The organism is Nocardioides sp. Root240 (genome assembly GCF_001428825.1).
Taxonomy (GTDB): Bacteria; Actinomycetota; Actinomycetes; order Propionibacteriales; family Nocardioidaceae; genus Nocardioides.
Window position 1 is genome coordinate 131,124 of sequence record NZ_LMIT01000002.1, and the last position, 26,134, is coordinate 157,257.

A 26,134-nucleotide genomic window follows, 5' to 3' on the forward strand; every position below is an offset into this window, starting at 1 on the left:
GGTCCTGGTGCCCGTGTCGGGCAGGCCCGTGATGCGGGCGAGGAGGTGGTCGGCGGCGATCTGTCCGCGGCTGCGCTCGTCGCCTGCTGCCTTGGCGGCATCGGCTTCGCGGGTCAGGGTGGCGTAGGCGGCGACGCCCTGGGCCATCGGGACCAGGGCGGTGAGGTAGGCCATCGTGTCCGGCGCCGGCCGCAGCGAGACCCGTCGTTCGGACTCGGCCCGTCGGTTCCGCTTCGCCACGGCAGCGGGGTCGAGGGCCGCGACCCGACGACGCACCAGGACCGCGAGCTCCCGGGTGCCGACGCCGTGCAGCGCCGACGGGTCGGCGCAGAGCTCTTCGTCGACGGCGACACGGAGATCCTTGTCGAGGCAGCCGGTCTCCCGGGCCAGGAGGACCGCGCGGAACTCGTTGAGCGTGCCGTCGCGCAGCCGGTCCAGGGTGTGCGGCATCTCCGCCGTCAGGACCTTCGCCAACCCGAGGAGCGACTGTCCTCGATGGGCCGACTCCTTGCGCGCGAGCGCGACTTCACCGGCGACCCCGCGCCCCTGCAACCGCGCCGGCACGCCGCGTGCGGCTTCGTCGGCACGGCGGGCGGCGTCGTAGTGCACCGCAGCCTCGGCCTGCACCGCGCGGGCGGTCGAGGTCAGCTCCTCGAGGGCCGCGATCAGGTCGATCAGCTGGGCCGCGTCGCCCTCGCAACCGCGGGCGAGCTGGTCGCGCCAGGTGGCGACCAGCTCGGCGGTGGCGAGGGGGTGTTTCATGGACCCATGGTACATCGAACACCTGTTCGAATCAAGCGTGGATTGCCGAGTTTCCCCTTATTTCTAGAGGGTTTCAGCGAACCCCTCCGAACCGCAACCCGACGCGCGAACCCAGCCGTCCGCCCAGCCTTCTCGTCGCTGCCGCTTGAAAGCGGAACCGACGACCGAGGCGAGCCGAAGGGGAGGATCCCAGCACCATGGCCAGAGGTTTCGAGGCTCGGCGCCAGGGCGCCTCGCACCTCAACCACCGGAGCCGCCGGTCGCAGCGTGACGTCCTCGACCGACGGAACCCGACGGAGGGGCCCAACGCCTCAGTCGCGCCCGTACGACGCCGGCTCGCCGGTGAGTACCCGCAGCGCGAGGGCGGTCGTGGACGCCATGTCGAGGTGCCCCACCACCCGCTCGACGCGCTCGATGTCGAGCGGCAGCAGGCCCGGTGTGCCGGGGATGTCGGGGGTCAGCCCGAGGTCGAGGTCGGTGCGCCCGGCCATCAGCTGCAGGTTGAACTCGTAGCGGCGGCGGGCGTCGGGTGCCTGCAGGCGGCTGAGGGTCGAGGCGCTGATCCGGCGGGCGCCGGTCTCCTCGCTCCAGGAGTCGAGCGCGGCGACCAGCGCCGCACCCTCGTTGTGCTCGATGTCGGCCCAGACCGCCTGCATGGAGCCCATGTGGCTGAGCAGGATGGCCGCGGTCTTCTCGCCGATGCCCTGCACGCCGGGCAGGTTGTCGCTGGAGTCGCCGCGCACGGCCGCGAACTCGAGGTAGCGCTCCGCCGGCACGCCGTACATGGTCTCGAGGGCCTTGGACGTCAGCAGCGGCGAGCCGTTGATGCCGCCGTCGATCAGCCGCAGCACCCTGGTGTGCTCGCTGATGTGGGCGAAGGAGTCGCGGTCGGAGGTGATCACGACGCAGTCCCAGCCGTTCTCGCCGGCCCAGGTCGCGGCCGAGGCGTTCACGTCGTCGGCCTCGAGACCCGGCGGCGTGAGCGTCGCGAGCCCGAGCGCGTCGAGCAGCGCCCCGGCCCGGTCGAGCTGGTCGACGAGGTCCGGGTCCTTCTCGGCCCGCCCGGCCTTGTAGTCGGGGTACAGGTCCCGCCGGTACGACGCCACGCGGTCGTCGAGCCCGAAGATCACCGCGTCGGGGGCGAACTGGTCGATCGACTCGATGATCTGGCGCAGCATGCCGTGCAGCGCCCACGCCGGCCGTCCGCCGCGGTCGCGGTGCCGGGTGTGCGCCCGCGCGTGGTGGTGGCGGTGCAGCAGCGACGGCGCGTCGACGGCGAGCAGCAGCTTGCGGGGGCGGCCGGGACGGGCGTGCATCAGCTCTCGGGTGCGTTGAGGGGCGAGTCCTTGCGGGGCAACCGGTCGGAGCGCGGCTCGGCCAGGCTGTCCACGGCACGAGCGTAGGACCCCGGGGCACACTGGGCGGGTGATCTCGGCCCTCGTCCTGTCCGTCGTCCTCGCGCTGGCGCCCACCGTCACCCCGCCACCGGGCGGCGGCGACGTGGACTACCAGCTCGGGGGAGCGGTGCGGCCCGACCCCCGGGTCGAGATCGTGGTCCGCGACCGCAACGCCGCACCGGCCCGCGGGCGTTACAACGTCTGCTACGTCAACGGCTTCCAGACCCAGCCGGACGAGGCGCGCTTCTGGCGCCAGCGCTGGAGCCTGGTCCTCAAGCGGGGCGGCCGCCCGGTGCTCGACGAGGCGTGGGGCGAGTGGCTCCTCGACATCCGTACGCCGACGAAGCGGGCTGCGCTCGCCCGGATCGTCGGGCGCTGGATCGACGGCTGCGCCCGCAACGGCTACGACGCCGTCGAGCTCGACAACCTCGACTCGTGGTCGCGCAGCCACGGTCTCGTCACCCGCGCGCAGGCGAAGGCCTTCGCGCGGCTCCTCGTCCGGCGGGCGCACGCCGACGGCCTGGCCGTCGGCCAGAAGAACTGGCCCGAGCTCGACGGGACCACGTTGGGCTTCGACTTCGCGGTGGCCGAGGAGTGTGGGCGGTACGCCGAGTGCGGGCGCTACCGGGCGTCGTACGGCAACCGGGTGCTGGTGATCGAGTATCGGCGCACCGACTTCCAGCGGGCGTGCGCGCGGTGGGGCGCCCAACTGGGGATCGTGCTGCGCGACCGCGCGTTGTCGCCGCGCGGCGTGCGCTCGTGGTGCTGAGCCGTTCCGCGCACTAGCGTCGGGTCATGAGCGACGACCAGATCGACGTCCAGATCGACGTGGAGGCCACGCCGAGCGGCACCGGGTGCGCGGAGTGCACCGCGGCCGGCGGCTGGTGGGTCCACCTGCGGCGCTGTGCGGCGTGCGGGCACGTCGGCTGCTGCGACAGCTCGCCCGAGCAGCACGCGACCGCGCACTTCCGCGAGACCGGGCACCGGCTGATCCGGTCGTTCGAGCCGGGGGAGGACTGGTTCTGGGACTTCGAGGCGCAGGACTACTACGCCGGGCCCGAGCTCGCGCCGCCCCTCGCGCACCCGGAGGACCAGCCGACGCCCGGCCCGCGCGGCGCCGTACCGCTGAACTGGCGGGAGCTGATCCACTGATGGCCACGACCAACGAGGAGGCCCACCGGATCGCCCGCGAGGAGGGCGTCAGCGGGCCGCTCTACCTGGTCGTGAAGTACCTCGCCGCCATCGTCTTCCGCATCCTCTGCGGCTTCACCGCGACCGGCAAGGAGAACGTCCCGAAGAAGGGGCCGGTCGTCATCGTGCCCAACCACAAGAGCTTCTGGGACCCGTTCTTCGTGGCGATCGTGCTGCGCCGGCCGGTCCACTTCATGGGCAAGGCCGAGCACTTCGAGGGCCCGATGGCGCGGATCTTCCTGCGCCTGGGTGCCTTCCCGGTACGACGCGGCGCGTCCGACGAGGAGGCGCTCGAGACCTCGCGGGCGATCCTGCGCCGCGGCGACGCCCTCGCACTCTTCCCCGAGGGCACGCGGGTCCGCGAGGAGGGCCTCGGTGCGCCCAAGCGCGGCGCCGCCCGGCTCGCCATCGAGGCCGGCGCCCCGATCGTCCCCGCGACGATCACCGGTACCGAGAAGCGCCGCTGGCCGCTGCCGCGCCGGGTGCGGATCGTGTTCGGCACGCCTGTCTCGGTCGAGGGTCTGGAGGCCACGCCCGAGGACGCCGCCTCGGCGATCGGTGCCGCCTGGCCGCAGGTCACCGAGGAGTACACGCGCTGGCAGAACCGTCCCGGCGTGATCGCCGCCGGGGCAGCCGCACTGGGTCTCGGGGCGTGGCTCGGCTGGCGGCGTCGGGGCCGCTAGGGCGCGTTCGTCACGGAGATGTTGACGACCCGGTCGGCGAGCCCGGCCGAGGACAGGGTGACGCTCGTGCCGCCCTTGGCCGTTCCGGTGATGCTGAGGGCCTGGGGCACGTTCCAGTCATCGGGGCCGAACACCAGGGGCTCGGCCGGCACCGAGGCCCGGGCGGGCGAGGGGTCCGCGGTCGCCAGGACCGTCACCGTCCCGGCCGGCTTCCGGTCGAGGCTGACCAGGACGGAGGTGTCCGTCGTGCCGAGGGGGATGGCGACGTCCGAGCTGCTGACGACGATGGCGGGGACGTCGTTGTCGGTGACGTCCACGGCGGTCGTCGTCTGCAGGCCGCCCAGCGCGGTCGCGGTCAGCACGACGTGCTCGCCGACGGCGTTGGCGTCCTGGACGGCGCTGATCTCGGCGTCGACCGACAGGGATCCGGCGGGGATCGTGACCGGGGACTCGACCGCCACGGCCGGGCTGTCCGACGCAAGTGTCACGACGACGTCCGTCGTCGACACGACGCCGATGGACACCGCGACGGTCGCCGAGGCCCCGCCCTCGGTGAGGGCGGTGGGTCCGGTCGGCAGGGTGAGGGACTGGTCGGCACCGGTCGTGATCGACGTCGTGCGCGGCGCCCCCGTGCCCCCGCCGTGCGGCACCACCTTGTAGGTGTAGTCCGTCGCCGCCACGGTGCTGGCGTCGGCGTACTGCGTGTCGGTCACTCCGGTGGCCAGGGACGCGTAGTCCCCGTCGGCGGCCTTGCGCAGCACGTCGTAGGAGGTGGCGAGTCCGTTGTCCGGCTGGTCCCAGTCCACGACGACCGTGCGCGTCGCACCGGCGGTCGACTGCGTCGCGACCAGTCCGGTCACCGGGCCGGTGATCGGTCCGACGGGATCGGTCCAGGGGCTGCAGTCCGCGTCCGTGGGGCCGTTGCAGGCGCGCAGCCTGATCTGGTGGTCGAGCGCGAAGGCGCCGACGATCGCACTGGTCTGGCTGGGGTCGGAGTAGGTGAAGGTCGGGTACGGGGGCGGCGTGGCCTGGTTCCAGTACTCGGCCACGTAGCGGGTCAGCGGCTTGCCGCCGTCGCTGACCGGCGGCTGCCAGGACAGGCGGTGGTCGCCCGCGACCTCGTCCCAGTTGAGCGCGAGGCTCCGCGGCGAGGGCGGCGGACCGACCGGCGCCCCGGGCGCGATCTCGGTGGCGAGTCCGGGGCCGAGCTTGGTGAAGCCGGTCAGTGCGCTGACCCGGAAGGTGTAGTCGATGCCGTTCGTCAGGTCGTCCACGACCCAGGGCGACTGTGCCGTGCTGCTGTCGGTCGCCCAGGTGTCCCCGCCGTCGTCACTGACCTCGACGAGGTAGGCCGTCGCGGCCGGGACGCCCAGCGCGACGTTCGAGGCCGGCGCCGTCCACGTCAGCTGCACCTGGCCGCTGCTGACGGTCGCGGCGAGGCCGGTCACGGCGCCTGGTGTCGTGTAGACGCGGTACGGCCCGGCGCCGGTGGTGGCGCCGTACCCGGCCGCGTTGTGGGCACGCACCTGGAGCCAGTACCGGGTGCCGAGGTTCAGGGGGACCAGGAAGGGCGATGCCTGGCTGGGCAGCGCCGACGTGGTGGCTCCGGTCCAGGTCGATCCGTCGGTCGACCACTCGACGCGGTAGCCGTCGACCGAGGCTCCGCCGTTGCTCGACGGCGCCGACCAGTACACGCCGAGAGCACCGGGGTGCACGTCGGCCTCGAGGAGGCGCGGCGAGGACGGCACCGTGCGCGGCACCGCGCTCACCTGGGGGCTCGTCGGGCCCCAGCCGACCCCGTTGCGCGCCATCACGCGGTAGTAGAAGCGCGCTCCGTTGACCAGCCCGGTCTCGGTCCAGGCCCGGGCGGCGGCGCCGGTGTACTTCACCGTCACCCACGGGGCCGTCGTCGTGTTGCGCCGCTGCACGGCGTAGGCGTTGATCCGGGAGCCGCCGGTGGAGGCCGGCGCGGCCCAGGTCACCTTGACCGCCTTGTTCAGCGGGGTCGCCTTCACGGCGCGGGGAGCGGAGGGCTTGGTGGCCGCAGCGACCGGGCCGGCGTGGAACAGCACCGTCGCCATCAGGACAGCGGCCAGCACACGAGCGAGCAACCTCATCGCGGACTCCAACTCCTTCGGTGACACCCCGGAACCTCTTCTCGGAACCTAGTCCAGTCGGCGCCACGCCGCGGGGGATCGCTGCAACCCGGCAGCGCGGATGCCCTACCCTTTCGAACATGCGTTCGGAGCGAGCTGGCGACGGGCAGGCCTGCCTGCCGCTCGACCTCCCGGCGCCCGCCCCGGCCCCCGCCCCGGTACGCCGCCCGCGGGCCGCCCGCGCCGAGGACCGCCTGCGCCACCGCCTGTCTGTCGACACCCTCGCCTCCCGCGGCCTGCCGGCCGGCACCGAGGTCGCCGTCCGCGCCGGCGGCCGTCGCCCGCTGCGCGGTGACCTGGTGCTGGCGAGGTCGGGGGAGCAGGCCGTCGTCGGGGTCTACGACGTCCGTTTCGGCCGTCCCGTGCTGCGCTGGGACCGCGGCGGGTTGTGGTTGGGGCCGACCTGGGACGTGGTCGGCGTCGTCACCGCCGCCGCGCCGCCCCTGGTGGCCGCGCCGGCGTTCACGGACCGGACATCTGCCGATCAGCCGGGCGTCGTACCGGACCCCTAGCGTCCGGCCCATGCGCCTCCTGCCTGCCGTCGCCCTGATGGGCGTCACCGGTCTCCTCGCCGGTCCCGCCCTCGCCGCCACCGCGGCGCCCTCTGCTCCCACCGTCGACAAGCGGGTGACTCTGGACGCGGTGCCGCTCGGCGACTTCCAGTCGACGGTCGTCGACGACCACGGCGTCGAGCTCGGCGGCCTCGGCAGCGGGCTGTTCGCGCTGGGGAGGAACGAGTACTGGACCGTCACCGACCGGGGACCCAACGGCGAGGTCGGCGATGCCCGGACCTTCATCGTCCCGGAGTTCACGCCCTCCTTGGTCAAGGTCCGCGCCCGCGGCAACGACCTGCAGGTCCTCGACTCCCTCCTGCTGACCACCCCGGCGGGCGAGCCGGTCACCGGCCTCCCGAACTTCGCCGTCGCGGGCGACCCGCCCCCGGTCCTCGCCGACGGCGTCACCCCGGTCGCCTACAACGCCAACGGCCTCGACACCGAGGGCGTCGTGCGCACGCCCGACGGCCACTTCTGGCTCGTCGACGAGTACGGCCCCTCGATCGTCGAGGTCGACGCCTCCGGCCACGTCGTCGCCCGTCACGTCCCGGCCGGCCTCGAGGACGACTACGTCGCCGCCGGCGCCGACTACCCGATCAGCGGCTCGCTGCCCGCCGGCCTGTCCGCCCGCCGGGGCAACCGCGGGTTCGAGGACATCGCCCTGCTGCCCGACGGCCGCACGGTCGTCGTCGCGCTGCAGAGCTCGGTCGTCGTACCGGGGGACCGGGACCGGATCATCACCGAGCTGGTGTCCTTCGACACCCGCACCGGGACGACGCTCCACGAGTACGGCTACCGCTTCGACGCCCCCTCGACCTTCGCCGCCGGCACCCGCGGTCGCGACCTGAAGATCTCCGCGCTGGTCCCCGTCGACCAGACCCACGTGGTCGTCGAGGAGCGCACCGACACCGAGGCCCGCTTCCACACGGTCGAGCTCGACCCGGCCGACCCGCTGATCACCGAGGAGGACAAGACCCTGCTGGTCAACCTCGCCGGCGTCGCGGGCGTCCCCGGGAAGATCGAGGGTGCCGCCCTGAAGAACCGGTCGACGCTGGCGATCATCAGCGACAACGACTTCGGCTTCGTGCCGCGGGCCTACGGGCTCGACGAGGACGTCGAGCAGTCGGGGGTGCGGACGACGTACGTCGAGGTGAAGCTGGACTGACCCGGGTCGGGTCAGGAGGTGACGGCGAGGCGGGACCCGATCGGGGAGCTCATCGCGCGGCCTTCCGGTAGAGCGCGGCCGGGCGTCCGCGCAGCTGCGTCGCCAGGACCGGCTCGCCGCCGCGCAGCACGGGCTCGAGCATCGGCTTCATGCGGCGGTTGAAGTTGTCCTTGTGGAGCTCGTCGCCGACGACGGCCTCGTGCACCCTCCGCAGCTGGTGGAGGGTGAACGGCTCGGGGAGGAATCCGTCGGGATCGGGGTGGATGTCGACGTACCGGTAGCGGATCTCGTAGCGGTCCCGGAGCTCGTGGACGGCGGTCGCAACGATCTCGTCGTGGTCGAAGAGCAGCGGGTCCTCGCCGATCAGGTTCCCAGTGGTCGAGACGGGGACGAGGTCACCGGTGGCGGCGGCGAGGTCGGACTCGTGGAGAGAGACCGAGTGGCCGGCCGAGATCGCCCAGGTGCGGTCGTCGCGCTCGGGGTCGTCGAAGAGTCGGAGCAGGCGGGGGTGGATGTCGTCGCGCGGCTCGATGCCGACCTTGCGGCGGAGCACGTCCTCGACCGTCTGCGCGACGGTCCAGCGCTCGCGGATGAAGCCGCCCGGTAACGCGCGCCCTTCTGGATCGGCCCGGTCCTGCACGAGCAGCTTCAGCTCGGGGTTTGTGTCGGAGGCCCCCTCTACCGTCAGCAGTGCGAGGTCGACGGTGACGCCCGGGCGGGGGTAGGACTCCAGTCCGCGAGGTCGAGCCATTCCCGCAGATTAGCGCGACTGGCGTGCTAATGTATAGCGACGATGACATGCTAAAGGAGGCTGTGATGACGAACCCCAGCCACGGCGGAACGCCCGCCGATGAGACCTGCTCCGAGGCCTGGTCCGCGTTCGAGGTCTTGCTCGGCGACCACCTCGCGACGATGCTCGACGTCGAGGACCACCTGATCGTCGAGATCCCCGACGGGGGTGCGTCCGGCACCGCGCCGTACGCACAGTTCGCGGGGTGTGGCGACGGCTCCACGGTCCATGGCGAGGTCACCAGCAACGCCTACCTCGGCGCGGCGTTCCTGCTCGACGAGGACGAGGAGCTCCTGCTCGACGACGCGGGCTTCGTGCTGGCCGACGACGACGGTACTCCGGCCAACTGGTCCTCCGAGGAGGACGTCACCGTGGTCCGGGCGCTCGCCAGCCGGGTGGTCTTCGCGCTGCGCCAGGTCTTCGGGATTGCCCATCCGCACCTGATGACCTACCAGGCCTGGGGTCCGGCCGCCAGCGGCGCGCGGCGGCTCGGGCTGTGCCCGACGGCCGACGTACCGGTGGAGGGCGAGGGTGCCGACCAGGCTCCGCGCACCGGACTCCGCAAGACGGCCTACAAGCCGAAGACGCGCGCCAGGCTGCTCCGCCTCGTCGGGCGGGCCCTCGAGGAGCGGTACGGCGTCGCGTCGCCGCTGGACGACGACGAGGACTACCTGCTGCGCCACCTCGACCAGCCGGTCTGGGTGCGCGTGCGCCAGGACCAGCCCGCCGTCGAGATCCTCGCGCGGGTGACCCACGACGTCCGGTCCCTCCGTGGCACCGCGGTCGAGATCGGGATCCTCAACCGCGACCACCTGTGGGTGAAGTGGGAGCTGCGCGACCGGGCCGTCTTCCAGACGCTCGTGGTTCCCGGCTTCCCGTTCGCCCCGCTCCACCTGGCCGCGATGCTCGACGTGTTCGAGGCGGCGATGACCGCAACCCGAGACGACCTGGCCCTCCGGGTCGGTGGGAGGACTGCCTGATGAAGCTCACCCCTGCACAGCTCGACCGCGCCTGCGGTGCCCTGCTCGGCTCTGCCGCCGGCGACGCCCTCGGCGCCGGCTACGAGTTCGGGAGCGCCCGGCTCGGCCCCGACGGCCCGTCCATGATCGGCGGTGGCCTCGGCGGATTCGCGCCGGGGGAGTGGACCGACGACACCACGATGGCGTGGTGCATCGCCGACGTCGCAGCGTCCGGCGTCGACCTCCGCTCCGAGGAGGGCCTGACCGCGATCGCGCGCCGGTTCCGCGACTGGTTCGAGACCGGTCCGGCCGACATCGGCATCCAGACCAGCAAGGTGCTGCGCTCCGCCGGCCAGGCGCCGACCGGGAGTGCGCTGCTCGCGACGTCCTACGACCTCCACGCGCGCACCGGCCACACCGCCGGCAACGGCTCCCTGATGCGCACCGCGGCCGTCGCCCTGCCCCACCTCGACGACGCCGCCGCGGTCGCCGAGGCGGCCGCCGCCGTCAGCCGACTGACCCACTACGACCCGCGCGCCGGCGAGGCCTGCGTGCTGTGGTCGCTCGCGATCCGCCACGCGATCCTCCACGCCGAGCTCGACGTGCGCGTCGGCCTCGACCTGCTCGACGACGAGGCCGCGTCGTACTGGTCCGCACGGATAGACGAGGCCGAGACCCGCCGTCCCGGGCACTTCAACCCCAACGGATGGGTGGTCGCCGCCTTCCAGGCGGCGTGGTCCGCGATCGCCCACACCCCCGTCATGCCCGGCGCCGACGCCTGCCGTCAGCTCACCGACGGCCTGGCGACCGCCATCGCGATCGGTGACGACACCGACACGGTCGCCGCCATCGCGGGCGCCCTGCTCGGCGCCCGCTGGGGCGCGTCCGCCGTCCCGGCCGCCTGGCGCCGGATCCTCCACGGCTACCCGGGCCTGCGCGGCGAGGACCTGGTCCGGCTCGCCCACCTCGCCGCCCACCGCGGGCCCGGCGTCCACGGCTGGCCCACCGCCACCCACATCGACTACTCCGGCTACGGCATCGCCGGCACCCTCGTCCCGCACCCCTACGACGACGGCGTGCTCCTCGGCGACGCGGGCGCCCTCGACGACCTCCCCGCCGACATCACCGCCGTCGTCAGTCTCTGCCTCGTCGGCACCGGCCAGGTCCGCGCGGGCGTCGAGCACGTCTTCTACCGCCTGATCGACGTCCCCGACCCCGAGGTCAACCCGAACCTCGACTTCCTCCTCGCCGACGCCGCCGCCACCGTCGCCGCGCTGCGCGACGAGGGGCACCGCGTCCTGGTGCACTGTGTCGCCGCGCAGAGTCGTACGCCGACCGTCGGCATCGCCTACGCGCTGCACCGCGGGGTGCCGCTCGACGAGGCGTTCGGTGCGGTGTGTGGGGTGCTGCCGTCGGCGTACCCGAACCGGGGGTTCCGGGCGGCACTGGAGCGGCTGTCGAGCTGAAAGCGCCTCATGAGTCGGACGGGTCCTCTACGGTCGCCCAGAGGCCGCACGGAGTCGCTCGTCGGGCCTGCCGGGTTGAAGGAGACACAGATGACGGACGACGCAGGGGCCTTCGAGGGACGGGAGGTCGGCAAGATCTCGGGGAGCTTCTTCGTGCCTCGTTATCAGCGCGGCTACCGGTGGACCGGGCTCGAGGTGGCGCGTCTCCTCCAGGACATCAACGACAGCGGCACGGTCACCTATTACCTGCAGCCCATCGTCGTGAAGGCGATGGTTGACGGTCGTTGGGAGCTGATCGACGGACAGCAACGGTTGACGACCCTCGCCCTGATCGTTCGGTATTTCAAGAAGTACGTCCCGATGGCCGACGTGAAGTACACGATCGAGTACGAGACCAGGCCGCAGAGTGAGAAGTTTCTGCTGGAACCGGACGAAGCGACTGCAAACGAGAACATCGACTTCTTTCACATGTACGAGGCGTGGAAGGCCATCGGGGAATGGCTCGACGGTCAGGAAGACCCGTCGACCTCGGCATTCGAGATCTATTCGGCTCTGTCGCGGAGAGTCAAAGTGATCTGGTACGAGGCGCCGGCGGAGACCGAGGCTGTCAAGCTGTTCACCGACCTCAACACCGGCCGCATCCCGTTGACGGACGCGGAGTTGGTGAAGGCCCTCCTGCTGTCACGGAGCAGAGAGATGGATGGGACCGACCGCGCGCTGAGCGTTGCGGCAGAGTGGGACGCGATCGAGAGGGACCTGCGTGATCCTGAGCTGTGGGCATTCCTCACGGCGAGGTCGGATGAGGAGGCGACCCACATCAGCCTCCTCCTCGACACGATCGCCGACCAGATCTCCGACCGGATCCGGGCGAGCGACGGCCTGAAGCCACTTCGCGGCCGAGACCGCCCGAGTTTCCACACGTTCGAGACCCTCCGACGTGCCGTCGTCGAGGCGGGTGAGTTGAAGGGCGTGCTGTGCGATCACGAGGTGAAGGACGGCGAGGGCGCTGCGCACCTGTGGGACCACGTCGTCGATCTCCATTCGTTGGTCGCCGGGTGGTTCGAGGAGCGGGAGACCTTCCACAAGATCGGGTATCTGACTGCCTGCCGTCTTCCCTTCGAGATCGTGCTCGGTCTCGCCGAATCGGCGACCCGGAGTCAGTTCATCGACCGGCTCGACACGATGATCGCTGCTGGCAGTGGCGTGGGCTTGCGCATGACCGCCCAAGACCTGCGCAGCCTTGCCTACGGTGAGGATGACGCACGGATCAAACGAGCTCTCTTGTTGATGAACGTGGAAGCCGTGCGAAAGATCACGGGGTCGACCGAGCGGTTCTCGTTCCACACCTACGCCGCGCGGACCTGGTCGCTGGAGCACATCCACGCACAGAACTCGGACGGTCTCAACACCGCGGAGCAGTGGACGACGTGGCTCCGACAGCATCGGGACGCGCTGTCGGGGATGCCCGACCTGACCCCTGGCGAGGTGGACGACCTCACGAACCGGATCGACGAGGCGTTGCAGGGGATCACGCTCGAGAAGTTCCAGGTGCTCGAGACCGAACTCCGCGCGATTTACGCGCCGCCAGAGACAGCCGGAGTTCCCGAAGAGCACGCACTGAGCAACCTCGCTCTGCTGGAGCGCAACGACAACAGCGTGCTCAACAACGCGGTGTTCGAGGTGAAACGGCAACGCGTCCTCGAGCTCGATCGTGCCGGTTCCTACATCCCGGTCTGCACCCGCAACGTCTTCCTCAAGTACTACACGGATCGCCACGTGCAACAGCTTCACTTCTGGAGCCTCCAGGATCGGCTGGCCTACGTGGAGGCCGTCGAGCGAGAGCTCGCCCCCTATCTTCTGCCCTCGACCCAGACGGAGCTCGCGTCGTGAGCCGTATCGAGTCCTTCACCCGGATGTTCGAGCCGGACACGGCGCACGGTGCGGTGATCACGCGCGTCGAGATTCCGCTGATCCAGCGCGACTACGCCCAGGGACGGCGGGGGGAGAAGATCGACGACATCCGCGCCCGTTTCCTCGAGTACTTGCGTGAGGCGCTCGCTGGAAGCGCGCCGAAGCCCGCAAGTCTTGACTTCGTCTACGGGGAGCTCAAGGCGGACGGCACGCTCCAACCGCTCGACGGACAGCAACGACTCACCACGCTCTTCCTCCTGCACTGGTACCTCGCGGCGCGCACCGGCCAACTCGGTGACGACCTCGGATGGACACGGTTCACCTACGAGACCCGTCCGAGCGCACGCCGTTTCTGCCAGCGGCTGGTCGCGTCCACGCCACCCCTTGGTGCAAGTCGGTTGTCCGAGTGGGTCCAGGACCAGCCGTGGTACCTGTTCGTGTGGCGCTACGACCCGACCATCAACTCGATGCTGGTCATGCTCGACGCGATCGACGAGACATTTGCGGACGTTGATGCAGGTCTCGCCTGGCAGCGCCTCACGGACCCGGACGAGCCCGCGATCTCCTTCCACCTCCTCCCGCTGCCCGACATGGGCTCGGCTGAGGACCTCTACGTGAAGATGAACTCGCGCGGGAAGCCGCTGACAGATTTCGAGAACTTCAAGGCCCGGTTCGAGAAGGTCATCGAGTGGTCGGACAAGAGTGCCGAGTTCGCGCTGCGGGCGGACACAGTGTGGTCCGACGTCCTGTGGGCGTACCGCGGGGACGACGACCTCGTCGACGACGAGTTCCTGCGCTACTTCGACTTCGTGACCGAGGTGTGCGAATGGCGAGGCGACCTGACTCCCGGTGGTGCAGGCGAGATGACCCGGCTCCAGCGGGCGACGAACGTCTATGGTGCCAACAACCCGTCGGCTGCTGACAACCTGAGCTTCCTGTTCGCCGCCTTCGACGTCTGGCAGGGCCGGGACGTCGACGAGACGTTCGCAAAGCTCTTCGCAGAACCTGCTGCGGCAGCCGGTGCCGGCGGGCTTCCCCTGTTCTTCAGGGATCCCGAGATCAACTTGTTCCATGCGGCGTGCCGTAGGTACGGCGATACCGCAGGTGGCGGCAATCGCCTGTTCACCTTCGGCCAGACCCTGCTCCTCTACGCCGTCGTACTGAGCCTTGCCGACGCGCCGGACGACCACGAGCACGAGTTTCCGGGGCGCCTTCGCACACTGCGCAACTTGGTCGAGGGCTCGCAGTACGAGATGCGCGCCGAGCGGATGCCGAGGCTGCTCGCGGATTCTCGTGCTCTGGTCCTGCACGGAGAACTCCCCGAGGCTGGCAACACCTTCGCCGTCGCTCAGATCGAGGATGAGCAGGACAAACGGGCCTTCCTTGAGACGCATCCCGCACTTGCCACGGAGATCCATCGTCTGGAGGACCATGCTCTCCTCAAGGGTTCCACGACGGCGTTCGAGCTGGATGCTGAGGCACTTCCTGCTCGCGTGGCCGTCTTCGAGCAGCTGATGGGTGACCCGAGTCTCTGGTGGGACCTGACGGGCGCGCTCCTCACCTTCGGCGACTACCAATGGCCGCGTCAGCGCAACGGAACGCTCGACGACTCGGAGTCGTTCCAGTTCGGCACCTGGGACGCGAAGTACAGCGATACGTGGCGGGAGGTGCTCGTTGGCCGCTCGCGGCCGCAGGCGAGCGGCACGTGCGCCGTGCTCGCCGACCTGCTCGACGCTGTCGCCTCATCGGACACTCCGCTCCCGGTCACGCTCGAGCAGTTGCAGGCCACGTGGCTCCAAGCCCGCGAGGAGTCCAGCAGCTTCGACTGGCGGTACTACGTCGTCAAGTACCGGCACATGCGCGAGGGAGCATCAGGCTTGTACTACGCCCACGGACGCACCATGGGCTTCAGCCTGACAAACCTCCCGGGAGGCAAGAAGTATCGCAATGCCTACTTCCACGACCCCTACCTGTTGACGATCTACCACGAACTTGGTGCTCCCGACACCGTCGTCCGACCGTCGTTCAGCGGCTACGAATGGGATCCTCGGTGGATGCTCCTCTCTGCGAGCAGGACCGGTGTTCGCTGCGTCCCCGCGGGGTTCGAGTTGCTCGCGCCGCCGGCCGGCGGCCAGAACCATGTGTTCGCACCCGCGGCGTTCGACCTGGGCGCGGTGGCGATCGGCGAGGATGAATCGCGTGTCCTGGTCACGGTGCCGAAGGCGTCGAGTGAGGTGACCGGGCCGGATGCAGAAGATCGGATCCAGCATGGCTCCGACATCATTCGCGCGCTCATCGACGCTGGGCTGTGAGGCCCGGCTGAACGCCTGACCTGCCAACGGGGGGTGCGCGCGGGTTCCGTCCCACCCCTCTGGAATGCTGGCCCTTCCCCTTGCACACCAGACGACCGCCGACCCGAAGGGTGGGGAGCAGCAGTGAGCGACATCGCCGGCGAGCTGGCGCGCGTCAAGGGCGCCTTCGCGCAGCCGACCCTCACCCTGCTTCACCAGCGCCAGGCGCCCGTCGTCATCACGATCTTCCGGGCCGCCTTCGGGCGCAACAACAAGCCGATCCCGACGGCGCGGTTGCACACCCAGGTCGAGGAGCACCTCGCCGAGATCCGGCTCGTGGGGGAGGGGGAGGTGCCGAACGGCACCGGCAAGGAGATCTGCCAGCGCTGGATGCGGGGGCAGTGGCTGGTCCGCTCGCTCGACGAGCAGGGCAACGAGGTCTACTCGCTGACCTCGCACGCGCAGCAGGCGCTGGAGCTGGTCAAGAACCTCGCGCGTGACCGGGCGACGCTCAGCGAGCACCGGATCGCCACCATCCTCGGCACCGTACGACGCTTCAACTCCGAGGCGAACCCCGACCGTGGGGCACGGGTGACCCTGCTCAACGAGGAGATCGCGCGGCTGAAGGAGGAGCGCGACCGGCTCGTCGACGGCGCCGAGATGGTGAGCGCCACCGAGGACTACATGGTCGAGGGGTTCACCGAGCTGCTGTCGCTGATCAGCGCGCTGCCGAGCGACTTCGCGCGGGTGGAGGAGCGGTTCGCGACCATCCGGGCCGAGATCCTGGGGGCCTTCCGCGCTGAGGACCGGCCGGCGGGCGAGGTGATCGACGAGTACCTCGCGCGGGCTGACGCGCTGATGACCGCGACCCACGAGGGCCGGGCGTTCGAGGGGGCGTTCACGCTGTTGCGCGACGACGCGCTCGTGACCCAGCTGCGCGAGGACCTGACCGCGCTGCTCGAGCACCCCCTGTCCGACGGCATCCTCGGTGACGCCGACCGGGCCGAGCTGCGGGGGACCGTGCGCCTGGTCCGCGACGGCCTCGACCGGGTGCTGGCGCAGCGCAGCCGGGTGACGGCGACGCTCAAGGAGTACATCGTCTCCCACGACGCGGCGCGCGACCGTGAGCTGGAGCAGACCCTGCGCCAGGTCGAGTCCGAGCTGATGACCTGGATGGCCGAGACCGGACCGCGCGCCACCCATGACGTCAGCCTGCTGCCGAGCCGGGTCGGCATCGACCACCTGCGCGAGCGCTTCTACGACCCGGCCGACGACGTGCTGCCCGACCGGATCAGCGCGGCCGATCCCGCCGACGCGCCGGGCCTCTCGCTGGCGGAGCTGATGGCGCAGGGCGGGCCCCAGCTGGGCTCGCTGCGCGAGCGGCTCGACGACGCCCTGCGCGACCTGCTGCCGGCGGGCTCGCTGGGCGAGCTGTTCGAGTCGCTCGAGCCGGCGTTGCGCCGCCCGGTGGAGATCTTCGGCCTGCTGCACCTCGCCGCCAACCGCGACCTGCGCACCGAGGCCGACGCGCTGGAGGCCTTCGCCGCCGTACGTCCGGACGGGTCGCAGCGGACCTTCGCGGTGCCGCGCACCCCGCTGCCGGACCCCGACCTTGACCGTGTCCCTGCTCCGGAGGAGTCCAACGCATGAGTGTCGACACCGACGAGGTGGAGTACGACGAGGTCATCGACGAGACGTCGGTGTCCCTGTTCGAGGGCGACGAGGGCGGCCTCGACTACGTCCAGCGCCAGGCGCTCGTCGCGCTGCTCAAGCAGCGGTTCATCAGCGCCCGCACGCACCCCCGCGACTACGACACGCTCCGGGAGCACGAGCAGCTGCTCCGATCGCGCCTCAACGACCTCTTCCTCGACCTGCAGATCGACCGTGACCGCGAGGTCGCGTGGAAGCGCCAGGCCTCGCCCGAGGGCGGCGGCCGCTTCCCGACCCTGCTCCACGACACGTCGTGGACGCGCGAGGAGACCCTCGTGCTGGTCCACCTGCGCGACCGGTTGCGCGCCGGCCAGGCCGGCGGCGACCTGCGGGTCTACGTCGACCGCGACGACATCATCGACTACGTCGCCAGCTACCGCCCCACCCACGCGACCGACGAGTCCGGCGACGAGAAGCGTGCCCGCAACGCCGTCCTCAGCGTGGCCAAGGCCGGCCTGCTGATCGGCACCGCCTCCGAGGACCGCTTCGAGATCAGCGAGGCCGTCGAGCCACTGCTGCCGCTCGAGCTGCTGCAGGAGCTGCTCGAGGCGCTGCAGAAGGCCAACGGCACCGAGTCGGCAGAGGCGGCCCCCGAGGACGCCGACGCCGACCTGTTCGACGAGGAGAACGACGAGTGAGTGTCGACGAGGCCGTGTCCGGCCTGTTCGCCGAGGAGGTCGTCGCCGTCCCTGCCGACGACACCGTCCAGTGGCGTGCCTCCCTGCTGCAGCTGGTCAACTGGGGCGGCTTCGGCGGCCTCACGACCGTGCCGCTGGCGGGTGAGGCGACGATGATCTCCGGCGCCTCCGGCGTCGGCAAGAGCACCATCCTCGACGCCTACACCGCGCTGATGATGCCCTCGGACACCAAGTTCAACGGTGCGTCCAACGACGCCGTCGCCGGCCGGGCGCGCAGCGTCGGGCAGCGCAATCTGCTGTCGTACCTGCGGGGCGCCGTCGACGTGATCGACGACCCGAAGACGGGCCGTCCGGTCGAGAAGCTGCTGCGCGGCAAGGGCGCCGACACGTGGGGCGCGGTTGCGATGACCTTCGTCAGCGACCAGGGCGGCCGGTTCACGGCGCTGCGCACCTACTACGTCCCGCGCCGCGCCGCGCGCTCCAGCGACGTCCACATGCAGATGTGGACCCACGAGGGCACCCTCCCGCTCGACAAGCTCGAGGCCGCCGTCCCCGAGAAGTTCCACGCCAACACGCTCAAGAAGCTCTTTCCCGGCATCCGCGTCCACCGCACGTACGCCGAGTTCTCCGCCGTCCTGCACGCCCGGCTCGGCATCGGCGCCAACGGTGACGGCGGCAAGGCGCTGCGCCTGCTGGCGCGGATCCAGGCCGGCAACCAGGTGCGCAGCGTCGACGAGCTCTACAAGGACATGGTGCTCGAGCGGCCGGCGACCTATGCCGCCGCCGACCGTGCGATCGAGCACTTCGACGACCTCGACGCAGCCCACGCGGCGATGCGCACCGAGCAGCAGAAGCTCGAGCTGCTCGAGCCGATCACCGACATGTACGAGCGTCGTACGGCGGCCGCGAGGCGTCTCGACGAGCTGGACTCCTACGGCATCACGCAGGCCGGCGACCAGACGCCGCTGAGGTACTGGCTCCTGCGCACGCACCTGCGCCTGATCGAGTCCGCGGTGGCCGCGAACCGTGACGCGCGTGCAGCCACCGTGCAGGCACTCGCGTCCGCGCAGGCGGCCGAGTTGCAGCTGGCGGGCGACCTCGACGCCGCCAAGGAGGCGCACCGTGACGCGGGCGGCGGCGACCTGCAGCGGTTGGCCGCGCTCGCCGACGCGGAGCGCAACCTGCGGGTCGAGCGCGGCAACCGGCTCGCCGAGCTCGAGGACCGGGTCTACCCGCTGATCGGCCTGCCCGACATCGACCCGCCCGACCTCGAGGCCGCCGTGGAGGACGCCGGCGCCTTCACGGTGCTCCAGGAGCAGGCCCGCGAGCGAGTCGTCGCGGGCGAGAAGGAGCAGAAGCGTCTCCAGGCCGAGCGGGAGACCGTGCTGCGCGAGCAGCAGTTCCCGCTCACGCAGGAGCAGTCGGTGCTCAAGCAGGAGCGGGCCTCGCTGGAGAGCCGCGCGGGCCGCGTGCCGTCGTACCTCCACGACCTGCGCACCGCCGTCGCCCGCGCGAGCGGGCTGTCGGTCGACGAGCTGCCGTTCGTCGCCGAGCTGATCGACGTCGCGCCCGAGGAGGCGCGCTGGCGCACCGCGGTCGAGACGGTGCTGGGCGGCAGCGCCCGGATGATGCTGGTGCCGCTCGACCGGCTGCAGGACTTCTCGTCCGCGATCGACGAGCTGCGCCTGCCGGCCCGGCTGACCTTCCAGGGCGTCGAGCTCGACCTGCCCGAGACCGGGCCGTCCGACCCCGAGCGGATCGCCGGCAAGCTGCTGTTCAAGGACTCGCCGTTCGCGGGCTGGGTGCAGCAGCACGTCGAGGACCCCTCCCGCAACGCGCTCTGCGTCGCCAACGCCGCCGACCTCGACGGTCCCGGCTTCCGCGTCACCCTCGCGGGCCAGACGCGCAACGGGCGCCGCGGCGCGCACGGTCGCAACGACGTCCGCAACATCATCGGCTTCTCCAGCGAGGACGCGATCGCCGAGATCGACGCGCAGCTTGTCGAGGTCGAGAGCCGACTGGCCGAGATCGACGGCCGCCTGGCCGAGCTGGGCCGCCGTTCCAGCCTGATCGACCTCCAGCGCAAGGCCTACGACGCCATCGTGATGGTGCGCTTCGACGACGTCGACGTCGCGGGCAGCGACCGGCGGATCGCCGACCTGGAGGAGCGGCGGGCGGCGATCCTGGCCTCCGACGACCGGCTCCAGGTGCTGCAGGCGCAGATCGACCAGCTCGAGGCGGACCTGGGCCAGGCGCGCAAGGAGCGCTTCTCGCTCGACCAGCGCAAGGACCAGCTCCAGGACGACCAGCGCGAGCTCTACGACGCCGAGGACACCATCAAGGACCGGGTGTTCGCGATCGAGGACGCCGGCGTGGTCGTCCTCGACGAGGTGCAGGAGGCGGCCCTGGCGGCCGACTTCGCTGCGGCGGCCGCACCGGACGACCCCGAGGACCTCGACCGCTTCAACAACAACTCCCAGCGGCTCGGCGAGCGGCTGCGCACGGCGCTCGCGGACGCCGAGGCGGAGATCAAGCGGTGCGACGAGGACCTCGCGCACATCTTCCGCAGCTACAAGTTCACGTGGGAGTCGCCGAACCTCGGCGCGACCGTGGAGTCGTACGCCGACTACGCCCGCATCCTCGACGACATCCGCGGCAAGGGCCTCGCCGACCGCCACGCCGAGTGGCGCCGCCGGCTCACCGAGTGGAGCGGCCAGGACCTGGTGCCCCTCCTCGGCGCGATGTCCTCCAGCGTCGAGGAGATCGAGGACCGGCTCGAGCCGATCAACGCGATCCTGCGGCGCCTGGAGTTCGGCGCCTCGGGCGACCGCCTGCGCATCCGCCTGCGCCGCCTGGCGCCGGCCCACGTGCAGGCGTTCATGAAGGACCTGCGCGAGCTGTCGACCGGTACGACGAGCGAGCTGAAGGAGGAGGACCTCGAGCGGAGGTTCGCCGAGCTCAGCCGCTTCATGCGCCAGCTGCGCCGCTCGGAGCACAGCACCGACGGCCCGACCGAGCGCGACAAGCTCCTCGACGTCCGGCGTCACGTGGAGATCAGCGCCGAGCGCTACGACTTCCTCAGCGGCGAGGTCCGGGCGACGTACCGGACGCTGGGGGAGAAGTCCGGCGGCGAGAGCCAGGAGCTGGTGGCGTTCATTGTCGGCTCCGCGCTGCGCTTCCGGCTCGGCGACGAGATGCGCTCGCGGCCGCGGTTCGCCCCCGTCTTCCTCGACGAGGGCTTCGTGAAGGCGGACTCCGAGTTCGCCGGCCGCGCCGTGCAGGCGTGGCGGGGGCTCGGGTTCCAGCTGATCATCGGCGTCCCGCTCGACAAGGTGACCGGTCTCGAGCCGCACATGGACGAGCTGCTGGCGATCACGAAGAACGCGCAGACGCACCAGGCGTGGATCACGCCGATCTCGGACGTCGTGGAGGCCGACCCGGAGTGAAGTCGCCGGCCGACGCACTGGCCGACCTGGGGAGACGTCTGGAGAAGACGTGGAGCCAGGTTGTGACAGGCGCGGTCTGGGCACCGGAGATCGCTCTCGGCTCCTCCGGCCTGACCGGTCGGCGCCTCGCGGACGCGTGGGAGGACATTCACCCGCTCCGGTCGGAGTGGATGGGCTGGGCGGCGACCGCAGGCGAGGGCGTGGAGGTCGTCTGGCGCGATGCCACGTTGTACGGCAGCGGTCAACCGCTGCCGGCGACGCTCAGGGTCGCCGACGTCGACACGGCGGCCCGACTCCTGCAGGACGGGTGGCCGGACCGGCTCGACGAGGCCCGCACCCGTGCCGCGCGTCTGGCCGCGGACTTCCCCGGCCACGCCGATCCCGCGGGCATGCTGCGCGCCACCCGCGAGCTCCCGGCCGTCGACTTCGACCTGGTGGTCCGCGCCGCCCGCTGGTTCGCCGACCCGCATCCCGCCGGCCTGACCGCCCGGCAGGTGCCGGTCGAGGGCATGGGCACCAAGTGGCTCGACCGACGCGCCAGCGTCGTCCGTCGGCTCGCCGGCCTGGAGTCCCTGGACCTCGAGCCGGGCCGCCCCTCGCGCGTGCACCTCACCTACCTCGACCCGGACCATCTCGACTCCGGCGGCCGGCGCCACGACGTCGCCACCGTCGGTGACGTGCACACGGTGGCCTACCGGCCGTCGGTGGTCCTGATCTCGGAGAATCGTGACACGGCGCAGCAGTTCCCGCGCGTCGCGGGCGGCATCGCGATCGAGGGAGACGGCAACGGACCCGGCGCCGTGCCGCAGCTGCCGTGGGTGCGCGCCTGCCCGGACGTCGTCTACTGGGGCGACATGGACGTCAAGGGCCTGGAGATCCTCGCGGCCTTCCGTGGCACCGGCCTGCGGGCACGCTCGATGTTCATGGACCTGACGTCCTATCGGAGGTGGGAGCGCTTCGGCGTCGACCATGACCACGACGGCGCGCGGTTGGGGCCCCGGCCAGTGCGGGAGGTCGACCTCGAGCCGGGCGAGCGGGAGCTCTACGAGGCGCTCTGCTCTCCCGACTGGACCGGGCACCGCCGCATCGAGCAGGAGCGGATCCCACTTGCGGACGCTGCCGCCGTCCTACGGCTCGGCCGTGCGTAGCAGATTGCTACACTGGTCGTGGAGGTGGTGACCATGGCGACGATGCCGACAAGGATCGATGACCAGCTGTTCGAGGCAGCCAGGGTCGCGGGCGTCGCCATGAGCCGGAGCGCCGCCCAGCAGTTGAGCCATTGGGCTCGGCTCGGTCGCGAGCTCGAGTCCGCCCGCGGCGTGAGCCAGGACGAGATCGCGCGCGTACTCGGTGGTCAGCGGGCCTACGACGCCCTGGCTGACCCGGAGCAGGCGGTCGTGCGCGCAGCGTGGGACGAGCGCGTCGAGTCGGCTCTCGCCGAGCTCGACCTGGCCGCAGAGTTCCGCGCGGCCGGGGACACCTGGTCGGAGATCGACGCTGACGGCAACGTGGTCGCCCTGCCGGTCGAGTGAGCACGCCGGTCCTCCACCTGCTCGCCGGTCCCAACGGTGCGGGGAAGTCGACGCTGGCGGAGAGGGTGCTGATCCCTGTCCTCGGCCTCGAGTTCGTGAATGCCGATGTCCTGGCTGCCGCCCGGTGGCCGGGTGACGAGGCGGCGCACGCCTACGACGCCTCCCGCTTGGCGGCGCTCCGGCGCGAGCAGCTCCTCGCTGCCAGGCGGTCCTTCGTCACGGAGACGGTCTTCAGCCACGCGAGCAAGGTCGAGCTCGTCCGCGCGGCGGTGGCGCGGGGTTACCTCGTTCACCTGCACGTGGTCCTGGTGCCGGTCGAGCTCAGCGTTGCCCGTGTCGCCGACCGTGTGCGCCGCGGCGGCCACGCGGTCCCTGAGGACAAGATCCGCCAGCGCCATGACCGGCTGTGGGAGCTCGTGGGAGAGGCGGCCAAGGAGGCGGACCGCGTGACGTTCTACGACAACTCCTCGGCGTCTCGCCCCTTCCGCGAGGTGGCCAGGCTCGACCGGGGACGGTTGGTCGGGACCGCGGCCTGGCCGACCTGGACCGCTCCGGCTCTCGTCGCCCTCGCGGACTGATCAGCGCGCCCGGTTGCCCCACCCGCCGGTGCGGGCAGCCGCCGCCACCGCTGCCGCCACCTCGGCGAGGTCCTCGCGGACCAGGCCGCAGGTGACCCGGACGTGGGGGCTGTCGGGCAGCACCTGGAAGGGCGAGCCGGCGGCGACGCCGATGCCTTGGCTGGCGAGCCGGACGAGTGCCGCGGCCTGGTCGTGGACGGGGACCCAGGCGTTGAGGCCCTCGACGCCGCCGACCTCGACGCCCTCGGCGGCCAGCGCCTCCACGAACGCGGTACGACGAGCCGCGTAGGTCGCACGCGCGCGGTCCACCTCCGCGCGCGACTCCGGATCGGTCAGCAGGTGCAGCAGGATCCGCTGCAGCAGCCGGCTGCTCCAGCCCTGCCCGAGCTGGCGCAGGTGCCGCACCGCGTCGATGACCGGCGCCGGCCCGCTCACGGCGGCGAGCCGGAGGTCGGGGCCGTGGGACTTGGAGTAGCTGCGGACGTGCACCGTGCGGTCCGGCAGGAAGCCGGCGAGGGTGACGGGCGGCGGGCCGCCGAGTGCGCTGGCGGAGTCGTCCTCGACGACCAGCACGTCGCCGTCGGCGAGCAGCTCCGCGAGGGCAGCGGCACGTGCGGCGCTCATCGAGATGCCGGTCGGGTTCTGCGCGCGGGGCTGCAGCACGACCGCGGCGACGGGCTCCGCGAGCGCCGCTGACAGATCCGACGGGAGGATGCCCTCGTCGTCGAGCGAGACCCCGACGACCACCGCACCCAACGCCTCGAGCAGGTCGATCAGCGGCGGGAAGCCGGGGTGCTCGACGACCACGCGGTCGCCGTACTGGATGCGGGGGCGCAGGACGAGCTCGAGGGCGTCCATCGCGCCGTCGACGACGATCAGCGCCTCCGGCTCGTAGGGCCACGAGGCCAGGAGGGCGGTGCGCAGCTCCGGCAGGACGGGGTCGTCGAGGTAGGAGTGCGGGGTGCCGGCGGTCGTCAGCGCCCGGAGCGCATCGCCGAGGGCGGGCAGCAGCTCCTCGTCCGGTACGCCGGTCGACAGGTCGAGCGGGAAGGCGGCGGGGTGCTCGAGGGCCTGCTGGTAGCGCCCGGCGCGCGGCGCGGAGGTGTCGGCGACGACCGTGCCGCGGCGTCCGGCGGTGCGCAGGGTGCCGGCGCGGGTGAGCAGCGCCCAGGCGGCGCTGACGGTCGTCGGGGACAGCGCCAGCTCGTGGGCGAGGTCGCGGATGGGCGGGAGCCGGTCACCGGGGGAGAGCACGCCGTCGCGGACGGCCCGGCCGATCGCGGCGGCGAGGCCCTTCGCGGTCGGCTCGTCCATCCGGGTCTCGAGGGCGGAGATCAGGGCGCGCACGATTGCAACATAGCAAAACCCTCTTTGTCGGGCGGCATGGCAGAACATAACCTCGGACCATGAGCACCCGCATCTCGCACTGGATCGAGGGCCGCACCGTCGCCGGCACCTCGGGTCGTACCGCTGCCGTCCACAACCCGGCCACCGGCGCCGTCACCGGCGAGGTCGACCTCGCCTCGACCGCGGAGGTCTCGGCCGCCGTCGCGACCGCGGTGAGCGCTGCCCAGCAGTGGCGCAGCTCCTCGCTGTCGCAGCGTGCCGCGGTGCTCTTCGCCTTCCGCCAGCTCCTGCACGAGCGCTCCGACGACCTCGCCCGGATCATCACCGCCGAGCACGGCAAGGTCCACTCCGACGCCCTGGGCGAGATCGCCCGCGGCCTGGAGAACGTCGAGTTCGCCACCGGCGTCCCGCAGCTGCTCAAGGGTGGCTTCTCGGAGCAGGCGGCGACCGGCGTCGACGTCTACAACATCCGCCAGCCGCTCGGCGTCGTCGCCGGCATCACGCCCTTCAACTTCCCGGCCATGGTGCCGCTGTGGATGTGCGCCAACGCCATCGCGTGCGGCAACGCCTTCGTCCTCAAGCCCAGCGAGAAGGACCCGTCGTCGGCGCTCTTCCTCGCCCAGCTCTGGAAGGAGGCCGGCCTGCCCGACGGCGTCTTCACCGTCCTGCACGGCGACAAGGAGGCCGTCGACGCGCTGCTCACGCACCCCGACGTCGCCGCGGTGAGCTTCGTCGGCTCCACCCCGATCGCGCAGTACATCTACGAGACCGGCACCGCGCACGGCAAGCGCGTCCAGGCCCTCGGCGGTGCGAAGAACCACGCCCTGGTCCTGCCCGACGCCGACCTCGACGTCGCCGCCGACGCGATCGTGTCCGCCGCCTACGGCGCGGCCGGCGAGCGCTGCATGGCCCTCTCGGTGGCCGTCGCCGTCGGCGAGATCGCCGACCCGCTGGTCGAGGCCATCGCCCTGCGCCTGCCCAAGCTCGTCGTGGGCAACGGGGCGGACGCCGGCACCGACATGGGCCCGCTCATCACCCGCGAGCACCGCGACAAGGTCGCGTCGTACGTCGACTCCGGCGAGGAGCAGGGCGCGACCGTCGTCGTCGACGGCCGCACCGCCGACGTACCGGCCGACGGCTTCTTCCTCGGTACGACGCTGCTCGACAACGTCACGCCCGACATGACCTGCTACCGCGACGAGATCTTCGGCCCGGTCCTCGGCGTGGTCCGGGTCGAGACCTACGAGCAGGGCCTCGAGCTGATCAACGGCAACCGGTACGCCAACGGCACCGCGATCTTCACCCGCGACGGCGGCGCAGCCCGGCAGTTCCAGTTCGACGTCGAGGTCGGCATGGTCGGCATCAACGTGCCGATCCCGGTGCCGGTCGCGTACTACTCCTTCGGCGGCTGGAAGGACTCGCTGTTCGGCGACACCCACATGTACGGCCCCGAGGGCATCAACTTCTACACCCGCGGCAAGGTCGTCACCTCGCGCTGGCCGGACCCGGCCACGTCGAGCGTCGACCTCGGCTTCCCGCGGACCCGTTGAGGAGCCCG

At 71.5% G+C, this 26,134-nt stretch carries 20 protein-coding genes and 1 pseudogene; 16 read left to right on the forward strand and 5 right to left on the reverse strand.

The annotated features are described in order from the left end of the window. Nucleotides 1-762: pseudogene (locus tag ASE20_RS24950) on the reverse strand (13E12 repeat family protein); the annotation flags it as partial. Nucleotides 763-1,073: 311 nt separating this feature from the next. After that, complete coding sequence (locus tag ASE20_RS03705; protein WP_082612129.1) at nucleotides 1,074-2,078, reverse strand: 5'-3' exonuclease; 1,005 nt, start codon at nucleotides 2,076-2,078, stop codon at nucleotides 1,074-1,076. Nucleotides 2,079-2,187: 109 nt separating this feature from the next. Here ASE20_RS03705 and ASE20_RS03710 point away from each other — a divergent pair, with 109 nt between their 5' ends. Genes ASE20_RS03710 through ASE20_RS03720 form a run of 3 tightly spaced genes read left to right on the forward strand, consistent with a single transcriptional unit; the run spans nucleotide 2,188 to nucleotide 4,033 of the window. Next, entirely contained in the window at nucleotides 2,188-2,928 is a 741-nt protein-coding gene (locus ASE20_RS03710) for an endo alpha-1,4 polygalactosaminidase (protein ID WP_056893196.1), read from the forward strand. A 26-nt stretch (nucleotides 2,929-2,954) separates the two neighbouring features. Continuing rightward, complete coding sequence (locus ASE20_RS03715; protein WP_056893197.1) at nucleotides 2,955-3,311, forward strand: UBP-type zinc finger domain-containing protein; 357 nt, start codon at nucleotides 2,955-2,957, stop codon at nucleotides 3,309-3,311. Further along, nucleotides 3,311-4,033 (forward strand): lysophospholipid acyltransferase family protein, encoded by a 723-nt coding sequence (locus ASE20_RS03720; protein WP_056893198.1) that lies wholly within the window; start codon nucleotides 3,311-3,313, stop codon nucleotides 4,031-4,033. The genes ASE20_RS03715 and ASE20_RS03720 overlap by 1 nt, the downstream gene beginning before the upstream one ends. Here the strand turns inward: ASE20_RS03720 and ASE20_RS03725 are convergent. Then, on the reverse strand, nucleotides 4,030-6,150 hold the full coding sequence (locus ASE20_RS03725) for a fibronectin type III domain-containing protein (protein WP_082612130.1): 2,121 nt from the start codon (nucleotides 6,148-6,150) through the stop codon (nucleotides 4,030-4,032). The two genes, ASE20_RS03720 and ASE20_RS03725, sit on opposite strands and share 4 nt — an antisense overlap. Before the next feature lie 119 nt (nucleotides 6,151-6,269). Here ASE20_RS03725 and ASE20_RS03730 point away from each other — a divergent pair, with 119 nt between their 5' ends. Both ASE20_RS03730 and ASE20_RS03735 read left to right on the forward strand, forming a co-directional pair. Further along, nucleotides 6,270-6,701: a hypothetical protein gene (locus ASE20_RS03730; protein WP_056893200.1), complete on the forward strand. Its 432-nt coding sequence runs from the start codon at nucleotides 6,270-6,272 to the stop codon at nucleotides 6,699-6,701. A gap of 10 nt (nucleotides 6,702-6,711) precedes the next feature. Then, nucleotides 6,712-7,908 carry an esterase-like activity of phytase family protein gene (locus ASE20_RS03735; RefSeq protein ID WP_056893201.1) on the forward strand — a complete coding sequence of 399 codons (1,197 nt, stop codon included), beginning with the start codon at nucleotides 6,712-6,714 and terminating at the stop codon, nucleotides 7,906-7,908. 49 nt (nucleotides 7,909-7,957) lie between these two features. On the opposite strand, the gene ASE20_RS03740 is transcribed toward ASE20_RS03735, so the two are convergent. Next, complete coding sequence (locus ASE20_RS03740) at nucleotides 7,958-8,659, reverse strand: NUDIX hydrolase (RefSeq protein ID WP_056893202.1); 702 nt, start codon at nucleotides 8,657-8,659, stop codon at nucleotides 7,958-7,960. Nucleotides 8,660-8,724: 65 nt separating this feature from the next. Here ASE20_RS03740 and ASE20_RS03745 point away from each other — a divergent pair, with 65 nt between their 5' ends. From ASE20_RS03745 to ASE20_RS03790, 10 genes are all read left to right on the forward strand, one after another. Then, nucleotides 8,725-9,678 (forward strand): TY-Chap domain-containing protein, encoded by a 954-nt coding sequence (locus ASE20_RS03745; protein WP_056893203.1) that lies wholly within the window; start codon nucleotides 8,725-8,727, stop codon nucleotides 9,676-9,678. Next, nucleotides 9,678-11,123, forward strand: a complete 1,446-nt coding sequence (locus ASE20_RS03750) for an ADP-ribosylglycohydrolase family protein (protein WP_056893204.1) — start codon at nucleotides 9,678-9,680, stop codon at nucleotides 11,121-11,123. Before ASE20_RS03745 ends, ASE20_RS03750 begins: the two co-directional genes overlap by 1 nt. Before the next feature lie 90 nt (nucleotides 11,124-11,213). Continuing rightward, on the forward strand, nucleotides 11,214-13,013 hold the full coding sequence (locus tag ASE20_RS03755; RefSeq protein WP_164483663.1) for a DUF262 domain-containing protein: 1,800 nt from the start codon (nucleotides 11,214-11,216) through the stop codon (nucleotides 13,011-13,013). Beyond that, entirely contained in the window at nucleotides 13,010-15,346 is a 2,337-nt protein-coding gene (locus ASE20_RS03760) for a DUF262 domain-containing protein (RefSeq protein ID WP_056893205.1), read from the forward strand. Before ASE20_RS03755 ends, ASE20_RS03760 begins: the two co-directional genes overlap by 4 nt. A 123-nt stretch (nucleotides 15,347-15,469) precedes the next feature. Beyond that, on the forward strand, nucleotides 15,470-16,975 hold the full coding sequence (locus ASE20_RS03765; RefSeq protein ID WP_056893206.1) for a DUF3375 domain-containing protein: 1,506 nt from the start codon (nucleotides 15,470-15,472) through the stop codon (nucleotides 16,973-16,975). Next, nucleotides 16,972-17,673, forward strand: coding sequence for a DUF4194 domain-containing protein (locus ASE20_RS03770; RefSeq protein ID WP_056893207.1), 702 nt, complete (start codon nucleotides 16,972-16,974; stop codon nucleotides 17,671-17,673). The genes ASE20_RS03765 and ASE20_RS03770 overlap by 4 nt, the downstream gene beginning before the upstream one ends. After that, entirely contained in the window at nucleotides 17,670-21,119 is a 3,450-nt protein-coding gene (locus tag ASE20_RS03775; RefSeq protein ID WP_056893208.1) for an ATP-binding protein, read from the forward strand. The genes ASE20_RS03770 and ASE20_RS03775 overlap by 4 nt, the downstream gene beginning before the upstream one ends. Continuing rightward, the gene (locus ASE20_RS03780) at nucleotides 21,116-22,267 is read left to right on the forward strand and encodes a DUF3322 and DUF2220 domain-containing protein (protein WP_162261034.1); all 1,152 of its coding nucleotides are present in this window, start codon (nucleotides 21,116-21,118) and stop codon (nucleotides 22,265-22,267) included. Before ASE20_RS03775 ends, ASE20_RS03780 begins: the two co-directional genes overlap by 4 nt. A 42-nt stretch (nucleotides 22,268-22,309) precedes the next feature. After that, complete coding sequence (locus ASE20_RS03785; protein ID WP_200954856.1) at nucleotides 22,310-22,651, forward strand: TA system antitoxin ParD family protein; 342 nt, start codon at nucleotides 22,310-22,312, stop codon at nucleotides 22,649-22,651. Further along, nucleotides 22,648-23,229, forward strand: coding sequence for a zeta toxin family protein (locus tag ASE20_RS03790; RefSeq protein ID WP_056893210.1), 582 nt, complete (start codon nucleotides 22,648-22,650; stop codon nucleotides 23,227-23,229). Before ASE20_RS03785 ends, ASE20_RS03790 begins: the two co-directional genes overlap by 4 nt. On the opposite strand, the gene ASE20_RS03795 is transcribed toward ASE20_RS03790, so the two are convergent. Continuing rightward, nucleotides 23,230-24,576: a PLP-dependent aminotransferase family protein gene (locus ASE20_RS03795; protein WP_162261035.1), complete on the reverse strand. Its 1,347-nt coding sequence runs from the start codon at nucleotides 24,574-24,576 to the stop codon at nucleotides 23,230-23,232. Nucleotides 24,577-24,635: 59 nt separating this feature from the next. Here ASE20_RS03795 and ASE20_RS03800 point away from each other — a divergent pair, with 59 nt between their 5' ends. Further along, nucleotides 24,636-26,126: a CoA-acylating methylmalonate-semialdehyde dehydrogenase gene (locus tag ASE20_RS03800; RefSeq protein WP_056893212.1), complete on the forward strand. Its 1,491-nt coding sequence runs from the start codon at nucleotides 24,636-24,638 to the stop codon at nucleotides 26,124-26,126. Nucleotides 26,127-26,134: the final 8 nt, after the last annotated feature.